This is a genomic window from Brevibacillus sp. NRS-1366, assembly GCF_050467985.1.
Genome location: NZ_JBITPN010000037.1, coordinates 27,176 through 47,058, shown reverse-complemented (window position 1 = coordinate 47,058; position 19,883 = coordinate 27,176). Strand labels below are relative to the sequence as shown.

The window sequence follows — 19,883 nt, the reverse complement described above, 5'->3', positions numbered from 1 at the left end:
CTTACCCTTCCAGTCCTATTTCAAATTTTGTGCCTGTCGCATGAACGAGATAGACGCCCTCATCAATCTTGACCACTGTGCAATTTTTCAGGGACGTCATTTTCTTGTCTGTCCGCAAGAAATAGTACATTTCTTTGGAAAAGTCGTTCATGTAACCAATAATTTTGTTATCCTTGTGCTCCACATACACTTTTGTTCCAACATAATGGACAAGCTCTGCTCCGCCATCGGAGGCAGTCATGCTGCGCAGCCACGGATAATCCTCGTACAAGTCCTTCATCAATAAGCGGAACTGCTTGGACAAGACAGGCCATGTCAATTCTTTGCTTCTTTTTGCATCCAAAATATCATCCGGATGGATAAAATGAGAAAACACACCAATGGAACTTACTGCATTTGTGACATACCAGTTGTTGAGATCGGTGTGCGCGTAACCAGAGGTAATCCGGGGCATCTCCACGATTCCATCGTCTGCTACCGAAAACTCTTGCACGTATTCCTGGCCATTTGCAGACTCTGCGTACAGGGAAGCAATAATCTTGATGTCGGGGAACGTATTTTTCAGTGCTTCCCTCCCCTCTTCGCCCATTACATTGGAAGGAGGGACATACACGCGTATGGCATAATTTGAAAACACTCGTTTGGTATAATCGCTCAGCTCACCAAGAGCTTGCTCCATGCTTTCTTCATTCGGCCACGCATTGTACTCCAGTTCTTTCACTCGCTCTTGATCGGTCACCAACGATTGATGATTGTAGCCGTGAATCCCCAATTCCCCGCCCAGTTTCACCAAATCCCTACCGTACGTGATCAGATTGTTTGTATCCGTACCTTCCTGATCCTCAAAGGGTGGTTCCACGCGGTCATTATAGGTTTTAATAATCGCCCCGGTATACGTCACATCGTAATCGGCTGCCAGTTTAATCATGTCCGGCCACCAAATGTCTCGATAAAAATCAGGAATTTCCTTTTTGTAATCCTGATAAATGTTAGGGTCAATTCCTTGGCGAAACGGAGCGGGAAAATCGTCAATGTACATGACTTTCATATTGAATACCGGATAGATGAAATCCGGGTTCAGGATGCTGATTGCCCCTGCGATAAGTCCTCTGTTCATGGAAGCACTCAGGTTGGTCCCGTTATACAGCATGAACCTCCCCTTTCCATACGGCGTATCCCACATTAAGGGAAGCTGATGAGAGGTGATGGCGTGAATTGTACTCTGCTTGTCCAATTCCACAGGGATAGATGAATTGAAAATTAGATCTTCACCGATTTGGGCATCCCTTCCCTGAATGAGCAGGTTGGATGTCATCTTGATGCCTTTTGTCATCACCGGGTAATCCATTTCATTGATACCTAGCTTTCGGTATATCCGATATAATCCATCATTGAATTCGGGAGTGCGGGTAAAGAAAACCGTTCCCCCCTCATTGACATATTGCATAACCCCGTCTAAATCGGCTATCTGGTTTATGTTCTCCGAAGTTACGATGATCGTCATATATTTTGGATCTGGGTTGGAAAACTGCGTCACATCGACGACATCGAATTCTTTTTTCATATAAGCCAGAACCTGCTTGATATTTTCCGCGATTTCGCCACTGCTTTCATCCTGGGAATCTTGGAGTATCAGGAACCTTTCTTTTGGCAGCAGCGCTAACTCCGCCTGGCTGATTCCATTTTGTTTAGGCGCTGCGATGGCATCTTCTGATCCGCTCGCCTTATTGCTGCTCACCTGAAGGATGAATTGGGAGCGAGTCGTTTCGATCGCGATTCCCAAAATGACTACGATCGCCAAAATGATGAAGATATTTTTTTTCACCTGGATTTCGCTATTCATTTCCACTCGCTCTTCTCTTTTAAAGTCAGACCTTCTTCTTTGGTCGCGGCTACCTCCGCCAAGCTCAACCCGTAATCTTCTTCACTCCAATACTCAATGCTCTCATCCGAATGCTCTGCCCCGAGATTGCTCCAGTAACGTATGAGCATTAATGTTTGGTGAGAGATTTTCACAGAAGAGCTTTTCAATCTATTCATTTCAGCTCTAAATCCTGCATAGTCTCGCATCGTATAGCAAAGCTTCATAGTCAGGACATATGGCTGGTCACTATCGGGATGTGACTCATGAAACAATCGGCAGTATTGTGCTGCCTGCTCATACGACTGAATGGCAAGCTCACAATTGATTTTTTCCACAAAATAAATGGCCTCGTCCTGATAAATATCCAGTATGGACCCAAGAACAAATGAGTAAGTATAGGAGTATTTCAAATACGTTCTTCTATCCAGCAGAGCGCTTTCGAGATACTTCTTCAACACCTGCGCATACGCTTTTAACACTTCAATGTCTTGCTTGTTCTCCTCGTATTTCACCGATAAATCCTGAAGCTGCAGTTGGAGCTTTCTGCGCATTTCTGTCAAAGCAGCGGCAGCATAGTGAACGGTTTCGGAGTCCTCGTTTTGCAGAGCAGTTTCCAGTGTGCCAATTTGCCAAATCGTCTGTTCCTTTAGAACGTCAATCAACATTTTTCTTCTTGTGCTGGTGTCATTCAATAACAGAATGTCGTCAACGGGAACAATGTTCATTTCTTTTGACACGTCAGCTCGGCGGAATATGGTTGATTCTTCGGCGAGCTTCAGCAAATCACTTTCGAGCTTCAGATCATTTTCGTTCTTTTCAGATGTTCGTTTGAAGACATCTGTAATGATCAGTAAAAGCAATCCGAAAACAGGCACGAAGAAAACCACGCTGAATCGGGTAACGGCTCCTTGATTGTTGCTGCGGCTTGCAAGAAAACTGTAGACCAGAGACACCAAGAGATGAGCGATCGCAAATTTATACATAAGCTCCATCCCTGAACGAAAACATCGCCTGATCTTTCTCCTGTACAATCCATGCCGCGATTCCTAACCTTCCAAGCCGTTCTATGACGATATCCGCTTCGATGGCATTGGAATTCGAAAGGATAATAAACACATTTGCCTTTTCATCCATCCCCATATAATCTGCTTCGCGCAAAGAATTGGATATGAGAGACGAGAGCGTCTGGTGATCCAACGATGTCCGATCAATCGCCAAAAGCGTGAAGTCTGTGTTCAACAATTGCTTTGCCTCTCTCTTGTTTTTCAGCATGTCGTAAAAATAGGGCGGATTCATGATGGCTGTCTCCTCGACATAGCGTTCCTTGTTCGTTGAATGTAAATACCGCAACGAACGGGAGAGCGCAGAGGAAATCAATTGCACGGCTACCTGAAACAGATTTTGGGAATACAAGGTGAAATTTTCAAAACCGAGGTGTTGTAACGACACCATAGCTACCATCCTGCCGTTGTCAAAAATTGGTGCAGCCATCAGCGGCATGTCGTGCCTCAGCTCTTTGTTCACGATGATTTTCTTGGTGGTGAGCAATTCAGAAAGGTACGGATGCTCGCTCATTTTTAACGAACGGGGAAGCTCAAACTCGCTTTTATTCGATTTCGCGACGAGTCGCAAAAAGGTGCCATTTTGATTCATGGTGTAGATCGATATCTCGTCCGATTTCATGATCTTTTCCAGGACCTTTACTGATCTTTGCAGCACTCTCTCCGGCTCGAGGCTATCCAACTCTTTGGTGATGCTGTAGATTTTCCCGAAACTGTCTTCCGAATTGACGATCTGCTGCTGCAATTCTTCCTTTACAACCAGAACATCGTTGTAGATGTCCTTTAAAAAGTCATACTTTTCTTCCATGGCCTTCTTTTGAAGCTCCTTGGAAACAACATCCCTGTTTCTTTTATCAATGGAATACCCAACGGCGATCCCGATGATGAAGTAGACAGCAATATGAAAGAGCACATTGGCATCATAGAGCAGCGATACAATTTCACGGCCGTTTTGTAGACTCTCCCCGATAAATAGACCACAGGATAAAATGACAGAGAGAATCGATTGTTTCGTTCCGTAAATGGCGCCGATCAGCACGATATAAATCAATTTGAGATCAAATGAATCGCCATTAACCGTTCCAAGTGTCAGAGCCATCACAACCAGAAAGGCAAGAATATTTTCGATATACGGCCATACTTCACTAGAGCGTTGGAATCTGCCCCATTTTTTCCGTGTATCCGCTTGTTCTGTGAAGTTCTCCGCTTGTTTTGCTTGAAACCATTCAGAGGTTTTGGCCAGTCCTTCGGCAAGCGAATACATCGGAACCCAATCTAACAGTCGCTTCGTTTTCGTGTTGTCCAGAACCGACTTTTCGATGTCTCCCTTTCTTTTTTCTTGATGCAGGATTCCCTTGAACTCCTTTTCTGCATTCAGTATGCTGATTAGCTCATTGATGCTGCTTTCCGTATTGCTAGACAGATTTAATACGCCATGATAGTCAGTCGTCACAGAGCGATAGATAGCATCAGCAACATCTTCTACATAGATGAAATCCCTGACTTGCTTGCCGTCGCCATACAGGACAATTTCCTGATCGCTATGTTGTTGCTTCAAAAAAGTGGAGATCACGCCGCCTTCCCCAATAGATCCTTGTCTGGGGCCATATACGTTTGAGAAACGGAAGCACACGGTATTCAGTCCAAAAAGCTCATTCCACTTTTGGCAGTAGTGTTCTCCGATCAGTTTGTTCATCCCGTAAATCGAGACAGGGTCGCACGTCGTGTTTTCCAGAAGCGGCGTTTGTTCGTTCAATCCATATACTGCTGCAGAGGAAGCAAAGATAAATTTAGCGGCACCGTATTCGCTTGAGAGTCGCAGCATGTTGACGAGTCCGAGGATATTCGTAGTAGAATCTAGCAGGGGGTCTTCCATCGAAGTAACAACATTAATCTGTGCTGCCAAGTGAACTACAACATCAAACTTGTTGCTTTTAAACACTTCATCGCAGTTTTTATCCTCTACATCCAGAATGTAAGACTTGTGTTTAAAGGTAATATTTTGTTTGTTTCCTGAAGATAGATTATCGAGGATAAAGACTTGATAGCCTTCCTTGAAAAACCTTTCCGCTACAAATGAGCCTATGAACCCATAGCCTCCCGTGACCAAAACCTTCATTTGTACTCTCCCCATATGTGCTTCAAATGTAATCTGGATTTCCTGCCTACTTTATCTACGTTCCTGTTCCTAAGACACTTTGCACAGCCCATTCAATCCGCTCCTTATTGAGTGGCTTTGCGATAAAATCACGCGCGCCCGCCTGGATGGCTTTGATGACTGTTTCACGGTGCACAACGGCCGAGCAAATAATGATTTTTGCATCCCTATCCATATCCATAATTTTGCGCGAGGCACTTAGTCCGTTCATTCCCGGCATAGAGATATCCATCAAGACGAGCGAAGGTTTGTACAAACAATAATTTTTGACAGCATCCTCCCCCGAATCAGCCTCGGCGATCACTTCAAACCCCAGCGACTCAAACATGTTCCGCAATACGAGACGCGTAAACGCCGTATCATCGACAATCATAATACTCTTCATTACAAAGTAATGTCTCCCATCTCTTCCGTTATTTAGAAAATAGTAAAATATACCCACTTTTTATTGATTGAAGAATACATTTATAGAAAAACGTGAATTGATAGGTATAAATACCCAAACAAAAAACTGTCTTTCTTTATTTTACTAGTACAATCTCAACAATTTCTGAACAAGTCAGTAGTTTGAAAGTAAGGTAAGGAAGAGACTTTTAAATACGAAGCTTAGAGGAAAGAGAGAAGAAAAGAGACATCGTCATGACTATTCAGCAAATTTTCACCTAAAAAGAAAAACCGTACAGCTCATATGTCTGTACGGTCGTTCGGATGAAACTATTGTTTTTATGGGATTACCAAGCAGCAATACAGCTATCTGTCCGCATATCTGTTCCGCCGCTGAGGACGCCGTTTTCATCACGCCAAATGATCTGGCCACGGCCAAAGTAGTTACCAAGCTGTGCCCACTTGATGGTATGTCCTCTACGCTCCAAAGCCAAGGCCAGATGCTCAGGGAAATGATGCTCCAGCTCCACGGTTTTACCTTCCATCCACTGCCAGCGCGGCGCATCCAAGGAGGCCTGGGGATTGAGATGGAAGTCAATGGTGTTCATTACCACCTGTACATGTCCCTGTGGTTGCATAAAGCCACCCATCACTCCGAACGGTCCAACCGCTTTTCCATCCTTGGTCAAAAAGCCCGGGATGATCGTATGGAACGTTCTTTTTCCTGGCTCCAGACAATTGTCATGGGCAGGGTCGAGCGAGAAGTTGTGACCGCGGTTTTGCAGAGCGATCCCTGTACCCGGTACGACAACTCCGGAGCCAAAGCCCATGTAGTTGCTCTGAATAAAGGATACCATGTTTCCTTCTCCATCTGCGGTTGCCAAATAGACGGTGCCGCTCGATTTTGGCTGCCCTGGCTCTGGTGTGAGCGCTCCCTCCCCGATCAAGGCACGACGAGTTTTTGCATACTCGTCAGACAACAGAGCCTCCACGCTTACCTTCATTTTGCTCTCTTCTGTGATGTATTTTAATCCATCGGCAAATGCCAGCTTCATTGCTTCGATTTGCTTGTGATACGTCTCTGTGGTATCTTTTGCCGCAAAATCGAATTCCTTCAGAATGTTCAGCGCCATTAGTCCGATCATGCCCTGCCCGTTCGGCGGGATCTCCCATACATCGTAGCCGCGGTAATTCACTCCGACTGGCTTCACCCATTCAGGCTGGTAAGCCGCCAAGTCTTCCTTGCGCAAATAGCCATCGCACTCACGGGAGAAAGCGTCCATTTTGTCTGCTAGCTCACCGCGATAAAAGCTCTCGGCGTTCGTCTCTGCGATTTGACGCAGCGTCTGTGCATGACCTGGCGATTTCCAGATGTCTCCTGCCTTTGGTACTTTGCCATCTGGCGTAAAGGTGGAGAACCAGTGTGCGAATTCATCACCCTTGCAAAGCTGCGAGAACTTTTTGTGCGCCAGCTTCCAATAGTGAGCCAGTGTAGGGGATAACGGGTATCCATTTTCCGCATAATCGATCGCTGGCTGCAATACTTCCGTCAGTGGCAGACGACCAAATCGTTTGGACAGCTCAGCCCAGGCAGCAGGTGCGCCCGGTACCGTTACAGGTGTCCAGCCGTATGTCGGCATTTCTTCCAGCCCTTTTGCTTTCAGCGCTTCAATCGAAATGCCTTGCGGAGCCGGTCCACTCGCATTTAGTCCATGCAATTCGTCCTTTATCCAGACCAGTGCAAATGCATCTCCGCCAATGCCATTGGAAGTCGGTTCGACCACAGTCAAGCACGCAGCCGTTGCAATTGCAGCATCAATGGCGTTTCCGCCTTTTTTCAAAATATCGAGGCCAGCCTGCGCCGCCAACGGCTGCGAGGTAGCTACCATGCCATTTTTCGCATAGGTCGTCACACGTTTTGATGCGTATGGATATTCCATTGCGTCGTAGTTAACCATAGTCAATTGCTCCCTTTGTCAGTGTAGATTCTAGCCGATAAAAACGAATCCGTACACCATAGCGGCTACCATCACGATAGCAGGATGTACCTTCAGCGTTTCCAGAAGAAGGTAGGAGGCGACAGTCAAAATACCTGTTTGCATCCAGCCAATTCCCTCAACTGCGCCCATCAGAAATTGGTAAGTCATCGTTCCGAGCAATACGGTAACAATGGGCCGTACCGATTGGGTCATCGCTTTTACTTGCGGTGCATTACGGAACAGATTAATAAATTGGAGCAGTAAAATCATCGCAATAGCGGTTGGGGCTACGGTTGCAAAAAGAGCTACGGTTGCCCCCGGCACTCCTGCTACTTGATAGCCGATATAGCCAGCAAGCTTTGTCGCAATGGGACTTGGCAAAGCATTACCGACCGCCAGCACTTCTCCGAATTCCTTGATCGACATCCAGTTGTAATGATCGACCACTTCGTTCTGGATCAGTGGAATGCTTGGGGGACCTCCACCGTACCCCAATATATTGGAGATGAAAAAGGCCCAAAATAACTGCAGATAGATCATGCTGCTCCCTCCTTGCCGTCCTTCTTCTTACGCTTTTGGACAGACCAGGTAGAGTAGGCAAACGAAATGATGAGCGCGATACCTACTACGATGCCGGGATGCCAATCGAGGAAGAGCAGGGCCACGAGCGAAAGACCGAGCGAAATGCTCACACCAGTTTTGCTGGACGCCCCCTTCCAGCCTTTCGAAAGGAATTCCCAGGTAAGAACGCCCGTCATGACAGCAATCACTGGTCCGATCGCCTGAATCATCCCGTATACGCCAGGCGCGTCCTTCCATTGATAGATGACTTGCAATAAGCCGATCATCACGAGTACGACGGGCATTACTACAGCGATATTCGCCACTAGCGCACCCGGCCAGCCTTTGACCCGATAGCCGATAAACGCAGCCAGCTTGGTGGCAATCGGTCCAGGCAAGGCGTTGCCTAGCGCCAGATTATCCGAAAAATCCTCCTCGGTAACCCACTTATACTTCTTCACACACTCAGTATAAAAGAGAGGAACCATCGTCGGCCCTCCCCCAAATCCAAAGATACCGATGCGAAAAAAAGCAATAAACAAATGCCAGTAAATCATATTTGTACCTCCGTCCTTGCCTAGTGGTAGATCTCGCCGGATTGCACTAGATGGCAGGAGACCCATTGTCCTTCCCCGATGTCCGATAGCCCTGGAACCTGCGACTTGCAAATATCGGTCGCATACGGACAACGCGGGTGGAATGTACAGCCACTTGGAGGATTCGCTGGACTTGGCAAATCTCCTGTCAGCAAAATCCGTTCACGCTTATGCCGTGGCCTTGCGACTGGTACAGCCGACAGCAAAGCTCGTGTATACGGATGACTTGGGTTCTCAAACAGCGTCCGCTTGTCAGCAATTTCTACTACCCGGCCCAAATACATGACCGCAATTCGGTCGCACAAATGTTTGACTACTGACAAATCATGTGAAATGAACATTAGTGTAAGGTTAAATTCCTTTTTCAAATCTTTTAAGAGATTGAGCACCTGCGACTGGATGGATACGTCCAATGCAGACACCGGCTCATCAGCAATAATCAGCTTTGGCTTTACGACCAGCGCTCGGGCAATCCCGATCCGTTGCCGTTGACCACCGGAAAAATCGTGCGGATGGCGGTTCAGATGCTCTTTGCGCAAGCCAACGACCTGAATAATCTCTTCGATGATTTTCTCCCTCTCTTCTTTGGTGCCAATGTCATGCACCATCAGAGATTCCATCAAGATTTGTTTGATCGTCATCCGCGGATTTAGCGATGCATACGGATCCTGAAAGATCATCTGGAGGTTTTTGCGCATCTGGCGCATCTCTTCTTTTGGGAGCTTGGCGAGATCCTTGCCATCAAACCAGACTTCTCCTGCTGTCGGCTCTAGCAAACGGAGAATACTGCGCCCTGTCGTAGACTTGCCGCACCCGGATTCTCCTACAATCCCGAGGGTTTCACCAGGATATACAGTAAGATCAATGCCATCTACTGCTTTAACATGTCCTGTGGTCCGTTTTAAAAACCCGCTTTTAATCGGAAAGTGCTGCTCTAGCCCCTTTACTTCCAACAGAGGTGTTGTCATACTTGTTCCCCCTTCTCCGCATACAACCAGCAGCGGCATTTTTGCCCGTCCAGTTGCAACAGTTCAGGCGGTTTTTCGTGACAGATCGGCATTGCCTGCGAGCAGCGCGGGGCAAAACGACAGCCGATCGGCATTTGATGCGGCAGCGGGACAGCTCCCGGAATGGTTTCCAGATACTCGCGCTCCTCATCCAATTCAGGAATCGAGTTCATCAAGCCAATCGTATACGGATGCTTTGGACTATCAAACAATGTATCTACATCTGTTTCTTCGACAACTTGCCCTGCGTACATCACGATGACGCGGTCGCACATCTCGGCTACGACACCCAAATCGTGCGTAATCAACATAATCGATGTGCCTGTCTTTTCCTTTAGGTCTCTCATCAAATCGAGAATCTGTGCCTGAATCGTCACGTCCAGCGCTGTTGTCGGTTCATCTGCAATAATCAGCTTTGGATCACAGGACATCGCCATGGCGATCATGACGCGTTGGCGCATCCCACCGGACAACTGGTGAGGGAATTCGCCGTAAATTTCTTCGGCCCGTGGCATTCCAACCGCCTTCAGCATGGCAATGGCTCGCTCTTTCGCCTGTGCCTTCGCTACCTTCATATGCAGCATGACCGCTTCTTCAATCTGCTTGCCTACCGTATGCAGCGGATTGAGAGAGGTCATTGGTTCTTGGAAGATCATGGCGATCTCATTGCCACGCACGCCCTGCATTTCTTTTTCCGACAGCTCCAATACGTTTTTCCCGTTGAAACGAATGCTTCCTCCTGTGCTTCCATTCGGCGGCAAGAGGCGCATGATCGACAGGCTGGTTACGCTTTTGCCACAACCCGATTCGCCCACGACACCCAGCGTTTCTCCAGCTCGGATGGAGAAGTCGACGCCGTCAACGACACTGACGACACCGCTGTCCGTACGAAACCGGGTTCTCAGTTGTTCTACTTCCAAGATGGTCGTCATCTGCTCCACTCCTTAATTATCCCGTGCAGGACATTTATTATTTGCGTGCCCGTGGGTCTAGAACCTGCTGCAGCCCATCTCCCAACAAGTTAAAACCTAGCACGACCAGAAAGATTGCAATACCTGGATAAAATGTCGCATACGGTGCGACGGACATCAGTGTCTGAGCTTGGTTCAACATGCTCCCCCATGAAGGCGTCGGAGGTTGAACTCCCAATCCCAGATAAGAAAGGGAAGCCTCTGCAATAATCCCTGATGCCATAGCCAAAGTAGCCTGAATCACAATCGGATTGAGCGCATTCGGAAGGATGTGACGAAAAATAATTCGTGTATCCTTTACCCCAACCGAGCGTGCCGCATGAATATATTCCATGTTTCGCAGCGAAAGAACCTGACCGCGTGTAATTCGTACAAAAGCAGGGGCAAAGCCGATTCCGATCGCAAGCATCGCATTTCCGAATCCAGAGCCCAGTACTGCAGAAATCGCCAGCGCCAAAATCAAAAACGGAAATGCCTGCATCGCATCCACGCTGCGCATGACAACCCACTCGTCCCAAAAACCGCGATAGTATCCGGACAACAGTCCGATCGGCACCCCGATCAGCATGGCGATCCCAACGGAGATGAGTGCGGCTTGAATGGAAATACGTGCGCCGTAGACGACGCGAGAGAAAATATCCCGGCCCAGATCATCTGTGCCAAAGTAGTGCTCGCCGTCAGGAGCAATCAGGATTTTGTTGTAATCTTGTGCATTGGGGTCAAATGGAGCGATTTGTGGTGCAAAGATCGCCACAATAATCAATCCGAGGATAATCACTGCTCCGATGACGCCCAAACCATTTCGGAGAAACTTGCGCACGGATTTCATCACTCACCTGCTCCTTTCCCAGCCTTGATGCGCGGATCAATTACGGCATACAAAATATCAACAGCCAGGTTAACCACTACAACCAGCACCGCCGAAACAAGGATTGCACCTTGTACAGTGACATAGTCGCGTTTAAATACAGATTCTACGATCAAACGGCCAAAGCCAGGGATCGAAAAGATCGACTCCGTAATGACGAGACCGCCCAATAAGCCAGCAATCATCAAGCCTGAGGTAGTAACAACAGGAACCATCGCATTGCGCAGCGCATGCCCCAGAATCGTGCGAGCTTCGTTCAATCCCTTCGCTTTCGCGGTCCGAATAAAGTCCATGCTCACGACATCAAGCAGCGAAGAGCGCAGCATTCTCATCAACACGGCTGACTCTCTCAAGCCAGTCGCTAAACAGGGAAGAATCATCGCCAGCAGGTTTTGAGTCGGATTCTCCATGAACGGCACATATCCCGAAGAGGGCAGCCATTGATTATTGACGGCAAAAAAGATGATCATCATCATCGCCAACCAAAAGCTCGGGATACTCATTCCACCCAGTGCGGTAAAAGTGCTGGTGTAGTCGATCCAGGTGCCGCGGCGTACTGCCGCCAGGATTCCCGCCGGAAAAGCGATCAGAATGGCTACAAGAAACGTACCGATCGTAAGCTCTACCGTTGCGGGCAACCTTTGCATGATTAATTGTGAGACCGGTACACGGTCCGTAATGGATATTCCCAAATCACCCTGTATCACTTTTCCCAGCCAGGAAAAATATTGCACTACGATTGGCTGATCCAACCCCAGCTCTGTTCGCAGTGCCTGATATGCTTCCGGTGTCGCTTCTTGTCCTAAAATGACCCGGGCTGGATCGCCCGGGATCATATGGATCAAAGAGAAAGTCATGATCGACACCAACAGGAGAATCGGGATTGTCAGCAGTAGGCGTCTGACCACGAACATCATGACAATTCCTCCTTGCTCTTGCTGTTATAGTGTTAAGACTTTTATTGCTTGTCCAATGCGGCTGTACGAATGATGCCATCTGGTACGAAAGTAAATCCGGTTACTTTTTTGTTCATACCGAATAGAACGTACTGATGGTACATGTATGCATATCCAGCTTCGTCTTGCAGAAGTTTTGCTGCTTCCTCATACAATGCCTTGCGTTTTGTCTCATCCAGTTCGCTGCGAGCTTTCAGTACGAGCTCATCAAGTTGCGGGATCGAGATGCGTCCATTGTTGTTAGAAGCGCCAGTTACAACCCAGTCATGGATGTTCAAGTCTGGATCCAAACGGCCGGACCAGCCAAGCTGCAGGGCATCGAATTCGCCTTTGTCGCCTGTTTCAATCAATTGACCGTATTCCAGCTTCTCCAATGTCACGTTGATGTTGTACTGCTTCAGCATGTTTTGCAGAACAGCACCGAGTTGTTCGTTTTCCGGGGAAGTCGTGATGTACAGCTTGAAGCCAAATCCGTTTGGTTGGCCGCCTTTTGCCAAGAGATCCTTGATTTCATCAGCATTCGGAGCAGTTGGTGTGTTCAGTTGTTCATTGTAAGCCAGGCTGCCTTTTGTAAATGCAGTATGAGCTGGCGCAGCATAGCCGTTAAACAACACCTTTACGATCGCTTCGCGGTCAATCGCGCGGTCAACAGCTTGGCGCAGGAACTTGTTGTCAAAAGGTGCGCGAGAGTTGTTCAAGTAGATACCCTGGAAGCCCAGTCCGGATTCTGCAGTGAGCTCAAGGTTGGCATCTCCCTTGATTACCGGAATCTCTTTTACAGGCGTATCGTCGATAATGTCCAGCATGCCGGAGCGCAAGTTTTGCACCTTCGCTGTACCGTTTGTGAATACTTTGTAGTTCACTTCATCTACTTTTACGGAACCGTTCCAGTAGTTTTCATTTTTCTTCAGTGTTACGTGGTCACCTTTTACTTGCTCAACAAAAGTGAACGGGCCAGTACCTACTGGGTGATTGAGGTATTGCTCGCCATGCTCTTTTACTGCTGTCGGGGAAACAATGATCCCGGAGCGATCTGTGAGTACAGACAGGAATGGAGCAAACGGCTCTTTCATCTGGATTTTTACGGTATGGGCATCGACAACCGAAACGGCATCTACGAATTTCAATTCGCCCTTCCGGCGGGATTTTTCACCCGTCATGTTACGCTCGAAATTGAATTTGACTGCCTCTGCGTCGAAGTCGGTTCCGTCGTGGAATTTGACACCTTGCTTCAGCTTGAATGTATATGTCTTGCCGTCTGGCGTTACCTCATAGGATTCAGCCAGCATCGGCACTATTTTTCCTTCTGCATCGATATCGAACAGCTTGTCATAAAGGCTGGCGTAAACTTGACGATCATAGAGGGATGTAGAGCTGTTTGGATCCATGGACGGCGGATCTGCTTTCAACCCAATGTTGATTACTTTTTTACCCGTGGCTGGAGATGGTGCGGCTGTTTTTGTGCCATCCGTGCTGGCACCGCTTCCGCTTCCTCCTCCACAACCTGTTACCAACAGAACAGTTCCTAGTACGGCACTGAGCATTGCTTTGCTCATTTTAGTGGAAAACATAAAATGACCCCTTTTCTCTTTTTTCTCCTACCGTTTGGCAGTTTGAATCGTTTATTGCTCCTCTGCAATGAAAATCGTAATCCCAGCGGATTTTTCGTCCGATGGCATTCCCCCTTCCAAGGTGATTCCCCGCATTAGCGGACGAAGTTGTACTTGGATTTCAATATTTTCAATTCGTTAATCACGTTGATACGGGTAATTCCAGGAATCTTGTTGAGCTTTTTCATCAAAAATTGCGACAATTCATCATAGCTTCTGACCAGCACCTGTGTGTACAGTTGATAATCCCCAGAGGTCAGTACAATCAGGCGAACTTCAACGATTCCATTTAGTTCGGCAACCACATCATCCAGCTTGTCCGCTTCGGTAGCCACTTGAATAATGGCCTGTACGTGCAAGCCTGCCTTGACTGGATTGACGATGCCCACCAGGCTCAATACACCTTCGTCCTGCATTTGCTGTACACGCATCCGAATCGTTTTTTCAGTTACTCCAAGGTCTTTGGCAATTTGGGTGAACGGCAGCCGGGCATTTTCCTGCAAGGCCCGAATAATGCCGTAATCCGTGTCATCCAATTCTGGATAAAGCGAGCGCCTGAACATCTCCTCCATACAACCACACCCTTATTCGTCTCATTTTTAAAAAATAGGACCTTTTAACGGCTGTTTTATAGAAAATACAGTCGAATTACATAATTAATGTTGTTACTATAATACGAATTACGATAATATGCAATATTTATTCTGAAAATTTCCCTTTGAAAGCATTTTCGCTTATTTATTTTTGTTTACTATATTATTAAGATGAATAAAGAAAACAGCCTCTCCAGAACAAGAGGCTGCTTGCTTGATTTTTATTGATTTTCTTTTAGACAGATCGCTTCAAATGGAACAAATAGCGGTTTCGGATGATCCAGAAATAAATGCCCTGAACCACCACAAAACTGGTTAACACGATCGCTGTCGGCTTGACGACAGACGCGATCAGCAGCACCTTTAGCAAACTTTGCAACGAGACGAAGGCAACTATGCTGTGAACAATCGCCACAATGATGGGCACAAAAAACAGTAATGCTATTTGTGTTGTTACAATTCGGGACAACTCTCGATCGGAAAGTCCGATTTTCGCAATCGCTCCATAATGCCGCTTGTCGTTTTCCAGATCAGTGTACAGTCGAAAATACAGAAAGCTGGCTGCGGCTACAAAGAATAGAACACCGACAAACAGACCAATGAACAGCGCTGTATTTGCCATTTGCTTTAATTGGCGGTAGATGGGCGCACGCGCCGAGTAGTAGTAATTTTCGCTAGCGTGATGAATCTGCTCTTGCAACTTCACACTGATCTCTTGTGTTTCCTTCCACCTCGGCACCACATAATTATAGCGGGCCTCTTCTTTTAGGCCTTTCAACTCATCGTACACAGCATTCGGTACGACGGCTAACCGTTCGAATTCGATCCCCTTTAACAGAGGATTCAGCTTCGCATCGGTTTTGACCACAAGCTTATGATTCCCTACATCCAGTGTCTTGTTCTCCACGGAATCCCCAAACCATCTGACCGGCATGAACACTTCGTTCTCACCGACTTGGAGTTGGCCGGAATTGGATGCTATCGCGAGCTTGTTGTAATCAGCCAGCTTGACTACGCCTACCTTTTCCCCATTCACTTCATTCGGCAAGACACGCATCGTGGCTTCGTATTTTTCAAAAGAAAAGCCGCCCTGTGCAAGACTCGTTTCAATCAGGGAAAGATGCTTGCTCTCTAGTGAATTTCCCTCTTTCGTCTGATATTCAAAAGCGAACGGATTGGTTTTCAGCACCGTCTCCTGAATAGAGCCAGCCAAGGCTGCCAAAGTCCCGATCGCACAAAAAGCTACAGTAGAGACGATGCACACCAAAAAAAACATCCGTGCATTGTCTTTCATACGATAGCCGAGGTCTGATAATGTAATCAAATTCGTACGGTTCCAGTAAAAATGGCGCCTCTTTTTCAGAAACCCGATGAAAAACACACTGAGCTGGGTAAAGAGCAAATAAGTCCCTGCGATCGTTATGAAAGTGACTGGTAAAAGCAAGACCACAACATAGATTCCATCCGCTGTAAGGGCAAGTGCATAAGCTGTTCCCAGTAGTCCTGCTGCGAGTAATGACAGGAAAACAGAAGCCTTGGGTTCCCGCTTGGGACGCTTGCTCCCTTGCAGCAAATCCAGCAGACTGCGTTTGCGCAAAAGCAAGACCGTGAAGATGGAAATAGCTGCGAACAAGAACAGAAAGGCCACAAAGGTCAACCCAATCGCTTGCCAAGGAAGATAAAAAGCCAATGCCTGTACATCGAGCAAAAAACCCGCGAACTGGAAAAACAGCTTGGCTAGTACCAGTCCGAGTCCAATGCCGCAAATGATGGAGACCAATCCAATCAGCATATTTTCCAAAATGACGAGCCAGTTTCGCTGCATCGGTGTCATCCCGTGTACGAACAGGATGCCGAATTCTTTTTCCCGCTTCTGCAAAAAGGCCCCGACACAGTAAAACAAAAAGAAAAACGAAAACATGAAAATAATGTACTCTGCTGCTATCATCCCGGTAGCTACGGATCCATGTATCTCCTCATCGGCAATTTCCGGATGAAAAATGAACATCGCGTAAACGAAAAAGATCATAACGGAAAAAACGCTGCTCAAAAAGAAGGCGGCATAGGTGCGCTTGTTCCGCAAGACGTTGTTACACGCGAATTGTCGAAAGGTCATAGGTATTGCCTCCCAAAAACGACAACGCGTCAATGATTTTCTGGAAAAAGACCTGTCGGCTCTCCCCTCGGTACATTTCATTGTGCAACTGGCCGTCTTTAATAAAAATCACACGATGACAGTAGCTGGCGGCAAGCGCGTCATGCGTCACCATCATCATTGTCGTATTGTCCGCTTTGTTGATTGCCGCCAGTGTCTCCATCACATTACGGGAAGACTTGGAATCCAGGTTGCCCGTCGGTTCGTCCGCAAGCAACAGCGATGGTGTATGGATAATAGCCCGGGCAATCGCCGCACGCTGACGCTGACCACCGGATACCTCGAACGTACGCTTCTCCAAGATCTCCTCAATACCTAGCTTCGCCGCAATTGCCTGCAGCTTTTCCTCCATGGTGGCGACGTTCTCTCCATCCAGTGTAAGAGGCAATACGATATTTTCACCAATCGTCAATGTATCTAAAAGATTGAAGTCCTGAAACACAAATCCTAATTCACGCCGGCGAAATAGCGCCAGCTTTTGTTTTTTCAAGAGATGAGGGTTCGTTCCGTTCAGTAAAACTGCCCCAGATGTAGGGGTATCGATTGTGGAGATCATATTCAAAAGCGTGGTCTTCCCGCTCCCTGATGGACCCATGATACCCACAAATTCTCCTTTGCGGATCGTAAAGTCAATATCAGTCAACGCGCGGTACGTTACCTTGCCTCCGTATATTTTGCTCAGACTTTTCACTGCAAGCATTTCCATGCATCTTACCCCTTTCTCTCCCCATACTCCAACTATACGAAAGCGCGCGCCAGCTATCTATCGAATTAACTTTCAGTTAGCTTACGATCTTGTAAGGTTGGTACGACTGCAGATAATACGATACGGACAGTCGTCCCTGCCCCCACCTCTGATTCCATTTCCACGCTGTGCTGCAGACGCCCGCAAATCTCCTTGACCAGATAGAGGCCCATCCCTGTCGACTCGGGGTATTTGCGTCCATTTTCTCCGGTGAAGTACGGCTTAAACACACGGTGAATATCTTCCGGTGGAATACCGATTCCGTAATCTTGTACCTCCAGTACTACATTTGCTCCCCGTTCGTACGCCCGGATTGTCACCTTGTTGCTTTTGCCAGCCGAGTACCTTACAGCGTTGGTCAACAACTGATTTAACACAAAGGAAAGCCACTTTTCATCGGACTCCACTCGCCACTGCTCGTCTACTTTTAATTCAGGATACACCTGATTTCGAATGAACAGACGTTTGTTCTCAGCCAGTACATTTTGCGCCAGAGAACGCAGGGAAACAGGCTCAATCAGGAAGTCTTGTTCGAACCGATCCAGACGAGCTATGTACAAAACCGTTTCCAAACCGCGCTTGATTCGATCGACTTCTTCCCGAATGCTCTCGGCTGTCGGATCGTCTTCATCCTGCAGCAAAAGATGAATGACCGAGATCGGCGTCTTCATCTGGTGCACCCATTGCTGGATGAATGTGGTGTAATCCCGCTGCTTGTTTTCATAAGCGTGCAACTGCTCTTTATACAGACGATAATGCTCCAGGCAGTTTTCATCCAGCGCGCGGCATAGAGCAGAGTTGCCATGTGTTTGAGTCAGCTCTTCCAGCGATTCCACAGGTCTCTCCAAGCGCTGGTAAATCGTCTTGTGTGTCAAGTACCGCACTACCAAAAAGGCACCCGCAAAAAACAAGGACAGAAAAACGACATAAATAATCAGTGATTCATTCCAATACCCGTCCAAGGCAAAGATCAAGATCAATAGAATAAGCTGGACGAGAAAAAAAGCGGCAAACGCCCATTGATCCCGAAGGAACAGTCTCATTGCCCATCCTCCCAGATTGCCCGCAAGCGGTAGCCGGAACCACGAACCGTCTCCACCGCTCCTTCCAGCCCTAAATCTTTTAACTTGCCACGCACGCGTGTAATGTAGACGTTCAGCGTATTTTCATCAACAAACTGCTCATCCCACAGCTTTTCCAACAAACGCTCTCGGCTAACCACGCGTGGATACTGATTCATTAATGCCTCCAGCAGCAGGGCTTCCTTTTTGCTCAGCTCTACCTTGTCCTCCTGCATGCTCAGCTCCATCCGTTCCAAAAACAGCTTGAGGCCAGCCACCTCTACAGTCCGCTCCCCTTCTTGAGGCGCATACAAGCCATATGCACGACGCAATTGGCTGCGAATTTTGGCGAGCACTACATCGTAATCAAACGGCTTGGTAATGTAGTCGTCCGCCCCATTTTCCAGTGCCATGACCTGATCCATCTTGCTTTCACGGGCAGAGATAAACAGAATCGGGCATTTGGATTCCTGTCTCATTTGCCGGCACCAGTAAAAACCGTCGAACTTGGGCAGATTCACATCTAGCAACACTAGATCTGGTCGCGTCTGGGTAAACACCTCCATAACACGATCAAAATGCTCAACGTTAACGGTGAAAAAACCATATTTCTCCAACTGACTTTGCAGCAATTGGTTAATTTTCGGGTCGTCTTCAACAATCATAATGGTTGACATCAATCGTACGCCTCCTATTTTGAGTCTCCATATTCCACTCTCTACTATACCAAAAAAGGGTGGAACTGTTGTCCACCCCTAGCCTTGCACCGTCATCATTTGCTGCAGTTTTTTAATTCCCCGGAAATGTAGAATTTTTACCGATGCTTCTGTTTTTCCCAGAATCTCTGCAATCTCATTCATTCTCAGATCTGCCAGATAGCGAAGCGAAATGACATTGCGCTGATCCTTTGTCAAGGTATGTACCTTTTGCCACAGCACGGCAGTCGATTCTTGCGTCAACAGGCACTCTTCCGGCAGCTTATCCGTTGCCTTCATCGTGAGGAATGTCTCCTGGTCTACCGGACACTCCTTCTTCTTTCGCATGTAATCGATCAAGGAATTGTGGGCAATACGGAAAATCCAGGCTCCAAACGGATGACGACCGTCATACTGCTCCAGCTTGGAGTACACTTTGATAAAAACAGTTGTGGTCAAGTCCTCCACATCCCATACGTTTTTCACGCGGTAGCGGAAGTAGCGATATATTTTGGCAGAGTATTCTTCGTAAATTTGTTGATGATTTAGTTTTGGATAAATAAGTGCAGTCTTCATCATTGATCTCCCATTTCATGATCCGTATGAGTTGCTTTCATTC

Annotated in this window: 18 protein-coding genes; all 18 read right to left on the bottom strand. The window is 47.3% G+C overall.

The annotated features are described in order from the left end of the window. Nucleotide 1: 1 nt before the first annotated feature. Complete coding sequence (locus ACIFQN_RS25125; RefSeq protein ID WP_429835764.1) at nt 2-1,843, bottom strand: DUF2194 domain-containing protein; 1,842 nt, start codon at nt 1,841-1,843, stop codon at nt 2-4. Further along, entirely contained in the window at nt 1,840-2,847 is a 1,008-nt protein-coding gene (locus ACIFQN_RS25120) for a hypothetical protein (RefSeq protein ID WP_429835763.1), read from the bottom strand. The genes ACIFQN_RS25125 and ACIFQN_RS25120 overlap by 4 nt, the downstream gene beginning before the upstream one ends. Then, nucleotides 2,840-5,044 (bottom strand): NAD-dependent epimerase/dehydratase family protein, encoded by a 2,205-nt coding sequence (locus tag ACIFQN_RS25115; protein WP_429835762.1) that lies wholly within the window; start codon nt 5,042-5,044, stop codon nt 2,840-2,842. Before ACIFQN_RS25115 ends, ACIFQN_RS25120 begins: the two co-directional genes overlap by 8 nt. 55 nt (nt 5,045-5,099) lie before the next feature. Continuing rightward, nucleotides 5,100-5,468, bottom strand: a complete 369-nt coding sequence (locus ACIFQN_RS25110; protein ID WP_429835761.1) for a response regulator — start codon at nt 5,466-5,468, stop codon at nt 5,100-5,102. A 346-nt stretch (nt 5,469-5,814) separates the two neighbouring features. Further along, complete coding sequence (ggt, locus tag ACIFQN_RS25105; RefSeq protein WP_429835760.1) at nt 5,815-7,425, bottom strand: gamma-glutamyltransferase; 1,611 nt, start codon at nt 7,423-7,425, stop codon at nt 5,815-5,817. A gap of 30 nt (nt 7,426-7,455) precedes the next feature. Further along, nucleotides 7,456-7,986, bottom strand: coding sequence for a chromate transporter (locus tag ACIFQN_RS25100; protein WP_429835759.1), 531 nt, complete (start codon nt 7,984-7,986; stop codon nt 7,456-7,458). Then, entirely contained in the window at nt 7,983-8,564 is a 582-nt protein-coding gene (locus ACIFQN_RS25095; protein ID WP_429835758.1) for a chromate transporter, read from the bottom strand. The genes ACIFQN_RS25100 and ACIFQN_RS25095 overlap by 4 nt, the downstream gene beginning before the upstream one ends. Before the next feature lie 20 nt (nt 8,565-8,584). After that, on the bottom strand, nt 8,585-9,571 hold the full coding sequence (locus ACIFQN_RS25090) for an ABC transporter ATP-binding protein (protein ID WP_429835757.1): 987 nt from the start codon (nt 9,569-9,571) through the stop codon (nt 8,585-8,587). Then, nucleotides 9,568-10,542 (bottom strand): ABC transporter ATP-binding protein, encoded by a 975-nt coding sequence (locus ACIFQN_RS25085; protein ID WP_429835756.1) that lies wholly within the window; start codon nt 10,540-10,542, stop codon nt 9,568-9,570. Before ACIFQN_RS25085 ends, ACIFQN_RS25090 begins: the two co-directional genes overlap by 4 nt. A 37-nt stretch (nt 10,543-10,579) precedes the next feature. Next, nucleotides 10,580-11,410, bottom strand: coding sequence for an ABC transporter permease (locus tag ACIFQN_RS25080; RefSeq protein WP_429835808.1), 831 nt, complete (start codon nt 11,408-11,410; stop codon nt 10,580-10,582). Beyond that, complete coding sequence (locus tag ACIFQN_RS25075; RefSeq protein ID WP_429835755.1) at nt 11,410-12,366, bottom strand: ABC transporter permease; 957 nt, start codon at nt 12,364-12,366, stop codon at nt 11,410-11,412. Before ACIFQN_RS25075 ends, ACIFQN_RS25080 begins: the two co-directional genes overlap by 1 nt. A 41-nt stretch (nt 12,367-12,407) precedes the next feature. Then, on the bottom strand, nt 12,408-13,976 hold the full coding sequence (locus ACIFQN_RS25070; protein WP_429835754.1) for an ABC transporter substrate-binding protein: 1,569 nt from the start codon (nt 13,974-13,976) through the stop codon (nt 12,408-12,410). A gap of 134 nt (nt 13,977-14,110) precedes the next feature. Beyond that, nucleotides 14,111-14,587 carry an Lrp/AsnC family transcriptional regulator gene (locus ACIFQN_RS25065; RefSeq protein WP_429835753.1) on the bottom strand — a complete coding sequence of 159 codons (477 nt, stop codon included), beginning with the start codon at nt 14,585-14,587 and terminating at the stop codon, nt 14,111-14,113. A 256-nt stretch (nt 14,588-14,843) separates the two neighbouring features. Next, the gene (locus ACIFQN_RS25060; protein ID WP_429835752.1) at nt 14,844-16,724 is read right to left on the bottom strand and encodes an FtsX-like permease family protein; all 1,881 of its coding nucleotides are present in this window, start codon (nt 16,722-16,724) and stop codon (nt 14,844-14,846) included. Further along, nucleotides 16,699-17,469: an ABC transporter ATP-binding protein gene (locus ACIFQN_RS25055; RefSeq protein ID WP_429835751.1), complete on the bottom strand. Its 771-nt coding sequence runs from the start codon at nt 17,467-17,469 to the stop codon at nt 16,699-16,701. The genes ACIFQN_RS25060 and ACIFQN_RS25055 overlap by 26 nt, the downstream gene beginning before the upstream one ends. A 65-nt stretch (nt 17,470-17,534) precedes the next feature. Next, entirely contained in the window at nt 17,535-18,551 is a 1,017-nt protein-coding gene (locus ACIFQN_RS25050) for a sensor histidine kinase (RefSeq protein WP_429835750.1), read from the bottom strand. Next, the gene (locus tag ACIFQN_RS25045) at nt 18,548-19,246 is read right to left on the bottom strand and encodes a response regulator transcription factor (protein WP_429835749.1); all 699 of its coding nucleotides are present in this window, start codon (nt 19,244-19,246) and stop codon (nt 18,548-18,550) included. Before ACIFQN_RS25045 ends, ACIFQN_RS25050 begins: the two co-directional genes overlap by 4 nt. 78 nt (nt 19,247-19,324) lie before the next feature. Then, entirely contained in the window at nt 19,325-19,840 is a 516-nt protein-coding gene (locus ACIFQN_RS25040; RefSeq protein WP_429835748.1) for a sigma-70 family RNA polymerase sigma factor, read from the bottom strand. Nucleotides 19,841-19,883 lie beyond the last annotated feature (43 nt).